This is a genomic window from candidate division WOR-3 bacterium, assembly GCA_016926475.1.
In the GTDB taxonomy this organism is placed as follows: Bacteria; SDB-A; SDB-A; order SDB-A; family SDB-A; genus JAFGIG01.
In genome coordinates this window covers 76,234-83,798 of the sequence record JAFGON010000040.1, presented here as the reverse complement: position 1 = coordinate 83,798, position 7,565 = coordinate 76,234, and the positions used below count along the sequence as shown (strand labels likewise).

The window sequence follows — 7,565 nt, the reverse complement described above, 5'->3', positions numbered from 1 at the left end:
AATAAGCGCCTGCGTTTAGAAGGTTTCCGTAAATTTGACATGTCGCGCTATACCTGCCCTCGTCTAATTGAACACCATAGTATTCTGTGTCAGTGTTGTTTATGGAACCAAAAAGGCAATTCCCTCCTTTATCGCTTAAAACCAAAGAAAATTGCGGTTTTACTTTTTTTATAGCCACTTCGTAGACTATTCTAACGTGAAAATTTTGAGATATTGGAACAGACTTTGAGGGCAAAAAGTCGCTATTCAGAACTTCAATGCTTATTATCTTGATTTGCCCGTTTCCAGGCCTTTCTCTTTCAGACCATTCGATTTTCTCTCTGACTTCATCCCCGAAAGAAAGATACTTTTCAATAGCTTTACCAACCGGTCCATCAAAAATCAAACTGCCATTGTTTAAAATCATCGCCCTTTCGCAAAATCTGTTTAGAGCAGCCATATTATGTGTGACAAAAACGATTGTCCTGTCGCTTTCCCCTGTTATGTCTTTCATTTTTTTTAAACATTTTTCCTGGAATTTGACATCTCCTACCGCTAGCACTTCATCTATCAGAAGGATTTCAGATTCAAGATGTGCGGCGACGGAAAACGCAAGTCTTACATACATTCCCGAAGAATACCTCTTGACAGGGGTGTCAATAAATTCACTTATTCCGGAAAATTCGACTATTTGATCAAATCTTCTTTTAATCTCTTCTTTTTTCATGCCGAGTATTGAACCGTTCATAAAAATGTTTTCTCTGCCAGACAGTTCAGGATGAAAACCAGTCCCCACCTCAAGAAGAGAAGCCACCCTTCCTCTTAAAACAGCCTCACCGGCAGTCGGGTTGGTTATACGGCTTAAAATTTTCAGTACAGTAGTCTTCCCTGCGCCGTTTGCTCCTATCAAGCCCAGCCTCTCCCCTACACTGACGTTGAAAGATATCCCTTTTAAAGCCCAAAAATCACTTTTTTTATCTTTAAAAATTGATCTGCCTCTCTTTAAAATTTCTTCTGCTTTTTTGAAGTTTTCCGCAACTGAATCTCTAAGTGTTCCGTATCTAGATTCCGTGGAGCTTACTATTCTGTATTTTTTTTTCAAATCAGTCACTTTTATAGCTTTCATATCACATCCGCGAATTTTCTCTCATAAAACAGGAAATACCCACTTCCGATAAAAAATATTGCCGCCGTAAAAATAAAAGACAATGCTACAGAAAATAAATTTATCCGAATACCAGAAAAAAAACACCATCTGAAAAGTTCTACCAACCCTGTTAAAGGATTTAACGAAAGTAAAAAACCCCACTCGCCATGTATCAAATTATTGCTGTAAGCCACAGGCGACAAAAACAAACTTAACTGAATAAAGAAAGGTAAAGCATGATTGACGTCTCTATACTTGACGTTTATGGATGAAAATAAAAGACCAAATCCCGTAGATAGCAAAAAACAAAACAAAACTGCAATGGGAATAAAAACCAATTTCCAAGTCAAACCCATTCCATAAAAAAACATCAAACCCAAAAGTATAATCAAAGAAATCAAAAAATCTATCAACGACACTCCGAACGAACTGAGAGGTAAAATCATTCTCGGAAAATAAATCTTTGAAATCAATTCTCGGTTTGACACTAAACTTGAGGAAGAGTGAGTGAGTGAGGTTGAAAAAAATTGCCAAGGCAGCAATCCAGACAAAACCAAAAGAGGATATGGGACTCCGTCCGAAGGAAGACCTGCAACTTTACCAAATATGAAAGTAAATATGAGCATTGTCGTCAACGGCTTGAAAACAGCCCAAGCTAATCCGATTAAAGTCTGTTTGTATTGAACGAGAATATCTCTCCATGTCATGAAAAATATCAACTCACGGTATTTAAACAATTCCTTGAAGTAGAAAAAATAATCCCTTTTACTCGTTATTTTTGTGATAATGGCCTTTTCTTTCACGAATTTCCCTGTTTGTGAAACATTTTATGTCAACAATTCTTCCACAGAAGAAAGAATCGAAATTCCTACAAACTCAACTTCCTCATCCGTCATCTTGGGATAAAGAGGTATGGTAAGAGCTTCCCGGAAATACTCTTCAGAAACCGGAAAATCCCCGGTTTTATAGCCGAACCTTTCTCTGTAGTATTCGTGCATGTGAACCGGAAGATAGTGAATCTGGGTAAAGATCCCGCTTTCTCTGAGTTTTTCCCGGAACTTGTCCTTATCAAGACCGGTCTTTTCAAAATCAAACAGCATGACCATAATATGCATTGAAGAATTCTTTTCCCTGGGAGAATCCTGAAATTTCACAAAAGAATTCTTTCCCAGCTTTTCTCTGTACATTTTCGCTATTTCTCTTCTTCTCAAGACAAACCTGTCGATTTTTCTGAGTTGACTCGTTCCCAGAGCGGCTTGAAAATCAGTCATCCTGAAATTGCCGCCCAAATACTTCATCTCGTTTATACCATCGGAATTTCTTTCAAAACCATGGTTTCTCAGGGCGATTATTCTTTTGTAGAGTTTTTCGTCGTTCGTCGTAATTGCGCCACCTTCACCGGTTGTTATCGCTTTTACGGGATGAAACGAAAATATCGTCATATCAGAATGTTCGCAGGATCCTACCTTAGCGCCGCTGGAATATGTGCTTCCCAAGGCGTGAGCGGCGTCTTCGATTACAGGAATTTTTTTCCCTTTTCTTCGCATGGATATCCTGTCGATACTCTCCATGTCGCAGGGAAGCCCGGCAAAATGTACAGGCACTATAATTTGCGTCTTGTCCTTTACCTTGTCCTCAACTTGTTCAAGGTCCATCAGGAAGTCTTTAGGTTCAATGTCGCAAAGAATGGGCTTGATTCCGTTGTGAATCATGGCATTTACTGTCGCGACAAAAGTCATCGTCGAGGTTATTCCTTCGGAACCGGAGGGCAAATCCAGAGCGGAAATCGCAACCTGCAATGCGGCGGTACCGCTCGAAAAGACCGCGCAATATTTGGCTCTGGTGTAGTCGCGAATCGCATTTTCAAATTCTTCTATCTTTGAACCCTGAGATATTAAATCACTTTCTAGGACTTTTACAACTTCGTTAATATCATCATCGTCTATCCACTGCCTTCCGTATCCCAATCTCATCTCAATCCTTTCATGACGGCGTTGACTGTAGCACAACCTGAGTATATCTTCTATTATAAACACCGGAGGTTTTAAATGAACGGATTTTTTTTGGATAATGCAAAAATATGGCTAGAGGACCCTTTCGACGAAGAGACAAAAAAAAGAGTGCAATCATTAATCGACTCAGCCGATCAGAGTATTCTAAAAGAACTCTTTTACACTGACCTCGAATTCGGAACAGGCGGAATGAGAGGCAAGATGGATGTCGGAACAAACAGGATGAATATATACACCGTCGGAAGGGCGACTCAGGGTTTGGCGCAATACATCAAAAACAGATATTCAGGTGAGATAACGGCTGTTATAGCTTTCGATTCAAGGCGGAATTCTAAAATTTTCTGTCAGAGAGCCGCATCTGTTTTCGCCGCCAACGGAATAATCGCCTATATTTTTGAGGAACCGACGCCAACCCCTCTTCTGAGCTATGCCGTTAGGTATTTAGGCTCGAAGACGGGTTTAGTCATAACCGCGAGCCACAACCCTCCCGAATACAACGGATACAAAGTCTATGGAAACGACGGATGCCAAGTTGTGCCGCCGGAGGACGGAGAAATTTTAGAAAAGGTAAAAGAGACTACTTTCGATAAAGTGCAGACCTTTGATTTTGAAAAAGCCCTAAAAGAAGGAATCGTAAAAAAAGTACCTCAAGAAGTTGAAGAATCTTACAAAGAGGAATTGTTGAATTCTTTAACCGACAAAAAAATGTCTCAGGAAAACGGGAGAAACGTCAAAATACTCTATTCCCCTCTCCACGGAGCGGGTTTCAGAATAGCCCCCGAATCGCTCAGACAAGCCGGCTTTGTAAATTTAGAGACGGTCAAAGAACAGTCCACTCCAGACGGAGAATTTCCCACTGTCCAATACCCTAATCCAGAGGATCCGAGCGCATGGAAATTGATCCTTAAAAGGGCAAAAGAGATCGATGCCGACATAGCCATAGCAAATGACCCTGACGCCGACAGGATAGGGCTCGCCGTCAGGGATAAAAACGGCGAGTTTTACCTTCTAAACGGCAATCAGACCGGAGCTCTTATTTTTGAACATGTTCTTTCAAAAAAAGCCGAAAAAACCAAAAACCCTTACACCGTGAAAACAATAGTTACAAGCGAACTCTGGCAGTCTATATCGGACTTCTACAAGACCCCAATTTTCAACACTCTAACAGGCTTTAAATACATCGGCGAAATGATAACGAACTTCGAAAATCAAAGACCCGAGATGAAATTCCTCGTCGGAGGAGAAGAAAGCTACGGTTATCTCATCGGGACACACGCCAGAGACAAAGACGGCATCAACGCCGCTCTTATTATCGCGGAAATTTCCTCAATCGCAAAAAGCGAAGGCAAGACAGTTCTGGAAAAATTAGACAAAATATACCGAAAATACGGAGTCCACAGAGAAAAGCTGATGACATTCACATTCGAAGGTTTGGAAGGCAAAGAAAATATCGATGGTATAATGTCCAAACTCAGAAAAAACCCGCCGAGAGTATCAACAGATGGCAAGTTAAAAATTCTCGAAGATTACTTTGAAAATAAAATTATCGATGATAAAGGAAATTTGATTGGCAAGACAAAACTCCCCAAATCAAACGTCATCTCCATTCTTTTTGACAATGGCACAAAAATAGTCGCTCGCCCTTCCGGGACAGAACCGAAAATTAAGTTTTATTTTTTTGTACAAGGAAAAAACGAAACTGAAACGGAAAAAAAACTGAACAATTCCATAAATGAATATCTCACCCATCTGGAAATAAAACACTAGTTTCAAGATCAGTTTTAAAATCGACCTCTGTCAACACTTTTTAATTCAATCAATCATATTACCGGAAATAATGCTGTTTTTTTCAATTCTATCTATTCTCTAAAACATTGAAAATATAAAAAGACTTGTGAATCCATCGGACTTGACAGTAAAAAATTAAAATTGTATCTTTTAGTTTTCATTTTTATCTCGGAGGGAATTTCTGGAAATTGAATCTTTGAAATCTCTGTCGTGTAAACTCAGGAAAGATATTATTCGCATGATATATCTCGCAGGATCAGGTCATCCTGGAGGAAGTCTCTCCGTTATTGACATAATGACCGTTATTTTTTTCGGAGACATTCTGCGATACAGGGCAGATCAACCTAAATGGCCCCAAAGAGACAGGTTTGTCCTGTCAAAAGGCCACGCGGCACCCGCCCTATACGCTGTTTTGTCAGAGGCCGGTTTTTTCCCTAAAGAAGATTTATGGACTTTAAGAAAACTGGGTTCAACTCTTCATGGTCATCCTTTCAATTTAGACACCCCGGGAGTCGAAGCTCCCACAGGTTCATTAGGACAAGGACTATCCATAGCCCACGGTATGGCTTTGGGCTTAAAACTTCTCAAACAGGACTCCCGAGTTTTCGCGATTTTGGGCGATGGTGAAATTGAGGAAGGCAACATCTGGGAAGCCGCTATGAGCGCAGGTTTTTACAAAAGCGGAAATCTCACTGCAATAATAGACTACAACCATCTCCAGATAGATGGATACATACACTCTGTAAAGAGCCCCGAGCCGATCCCAGACAAATTTAAAGCATTTCTTTGGGACGTAATTGAGATAGACGGCCACGATCACTCGATGATTTTAAACACCCTCAAAAATGCTTCACAAAGGGCTATAGACGGACCACCTCTTGCAGTTATAGCACACACCGTCAAAGGAAAAGGCGTCAGTTTTATGGAAGACTGCGTGGACTGGCACGGGGTGGCACCCAACAAAGAACAATACGAAAAGGCTATGGACCTCTTAAATGGATAAACCCGTGTTTTCTTCTCCGAGAGACGCATACGGAAAAACTCTCGTAGAGCTCGGAAAGACAAACAACAAAATTGCGGTTTTAGACGCCGATCTGTCCAAGTCAACCAAGACAGCTCTTTTCGCGGCTGCATTCCCCGAAAGGTTTTTTGACATGGGAGTAGCTGAAGCCGACATGGTCAACACTGCCGCCGGGATTTCAACCTGCGGTTTCACCGTTTTCGCGAGCACTTTCGCGATGTTTTTGACAGGAAGAGCTTGGGAACAGATAAGAAACACGGTCGCGTACGGCAACTTTGACGTCAAACTCGTCGCAACTCACGCGGGGATAACAGTCGGACCTGACGGTTCTTCTCACCAAGCAATTGAAGACATCGCGTTGATGTCGGTCATTCCGAACATGAGGGTTGTCTCTCCCTGCGATTCAACATCTACTGTAGAACTGATAAAAGAAGCCGCAAACTCCCCTGGTCCATTTTACTTCAGACTCCCCAGAGGCAAAGCGCCAGAAATTCACAAAGAGAGCGAGAACGTGTCAATTGGAAAAGCTTTAATTCTCAGAGAAGGCGCAGACATGACGATTTTTGCTCATGGACTTATGGTCTATCAGAGCCTTCTCGCCGCCGAAAAACTTTCTCTTGAAGGGATCGAGGCTTCTGTTGTCGATGTCCACACGATCAAACCTCTGGATAAAGATCTTATAGCCTGTTACGCCAGTAAGACAGGGAAGGTTCTCGTAGCTGAGGAGCATTCTATAAACGGTGGACTCGGGTCCGCTATCGCGCTTCTAATCTCAAAAGACAGATCTGCGTATATGCGGTTTGTCGCTATAGACAACCAATTCGGGATGTCAGGCTCCGAAGAAGAACTTCTATCTCATTACAAACTCGATGAAAAAACAATATTCGAAAAATCTCTGGAGTTTTTCAGATGATAGAATTCAACCAGGTGATAAAAGTTTACAGAAAAGACTGGAAGGCCCTTGACGATCTGACGTTCAGCATAGAACAAGGTTCTTATACATTCATCGTTGGACCGAGCGGATCCGGCAAGAGCACTATTTTAAAACTCATCTACGGCGCCATTTCTCCAAGCAAGGGGTACATCCAAGTCGCTGGTTTTAGAATTCCGGGGACCCCAAAAAACCAGATCCACCTCCTCAGAAGAAAAGTCGGAGTTATATTCCAGGATTTCAGACTCATGGAAGACAGAACAGTTTACGACAATATAGCTTTTGTCCTACTCGTGACGGGAACTCCGAGGAAAATAATAAAAGAGAAAATTTCACAGGTTTTGGCTTCACTCGGGCTGACCCATAAAATACACCAGTTTCCTTATCAACTTTCGGGAGGCGAACAGCAGAAAGTTTCCATTGCCAGAGCCCTGGTAAGAGATCCATTTGTCCTCATCGCCGACGAACCGACCGGAAACGTAGATCCTGTTGGATCCGCAGAGATTTTTCAAATTCTTAAAGACATAAACAACGCTGGAACAACAGTGATAATGGCTACTCACGAGCTTGATTACGTCAAAAATACTCCTTTCAGAGTACTGTCGCTTGAAGGAGGAAAAATAATAGCCGACTCATCTGCGCTGGGAATGAATTCAAATGTACACAATAAGTGAAGCCTTAAGAGGC

7 protein-coding genes are annotated in these 7,565 nt (G+C 41.7%); 4 read left to right on the top strand and 3 right to left on the bottom strand.

Annotation, left to right across the window (positions count from 1 at the left end; genetic code table 11):
- The 3 genes from JXA84_04300 to JXA84_04290 all read right to left on the bottom strand — a co-directional run.
- A partial coding sequence (locus JXA84_04300; protein MBN1150427.1) for an ABC transporter ATP-binding protein occupies nucleotides 1–1,105 on the bottom strand: 1,105 nt, incomplete at its 3' end.
- The gene (locus tag JXA84_04295; protein MBN1150426.1) at nucleotides 1,102–1,929 is read right to left on the bottom strand and encodes an ABC transporter permease; all 828 of its coding nucleotides are present in this window, start codon (nucleotides 1,927–1,929) and stop codon (nucleotides 1,102–1,104) included. The genes JXA84_04300 and JXA84_04295, both read right to left, overlap by 4 nt.
- A 24-nt stretch (nucleotides 1,930–1,953) precedes the next feature.
- Nucleotides 1,954–3,099, bottom strand: a complete 1,146-nt coding sequence (locus JXA84_04290) for an aminotransferase class I/II-fold pyridoxal phosphate-dependent enzyme (GenBank protein ID MBN1150425.1) — start codon at nucleotides 3,097–3,099, stop codon at nucleotides 1,954–1,956.
- A gap of 75 nt (nucleotides 3,100–3,174) precedes the next feature.
- Between JXA84_04290 and JXA84_04285 the strand changes: the two genes are divergently transcribed.
- The 4 genes from JXA84_04285 (at nucleotide 3,175) to ftsE (ending at nucleotide 7,552) form a co-directional block, all read left to right on the top strand.
- A complete protein-coding gene (locus tag JXA84_04285) occupies nucleotides 3,175–4,905 on the top strand; it encodes a phospho-sugar mutase (protein ID MBN1150424.1) in 1,731 nt (576 codons plus the stop codon).
- Nucleotides 4,906–5,107: 202 nt separating this feature from the next.
- Nucleotides 5,108–5,929 (top strand): transketolase, encoded by an 822-nt coding sequence (locus JXA84_04280; protein MBN1150423.1) that lies wholly within the window; start codon nucleotides 5,108–5,110, stop codon nucleotides 5,927–5,929.
- Between the two features lie 4 nt (nucleotides 5,930–5,933).
- Nucleotides 5,934–6,860, top strand: a complete 927-nt coding sequence (locus JXA84_04275; GenBank protein ID MBN1150422.1) for a transketolase family protein — start codon at nucleotides 5,934–5,936, stop codon at nucleotides 6,858–6,860.
- A complete protein-coding gene (gene ftsE, locus JXA84_04270) occupies nucleotides 6,857–7,552 on the top strand; it encodes a cell division ATP-binding protein FtsE (GenBank protein MBN1150421.1) in 696 nt (231 codons plus the stop codon). The genes JXA84_04275 and ftsE overlap by 4 nt, the downstream gene beginning before the upstream one ends.
- Nucleotides 7,553–7,565 lie beyond the last annotated feature (13 nt).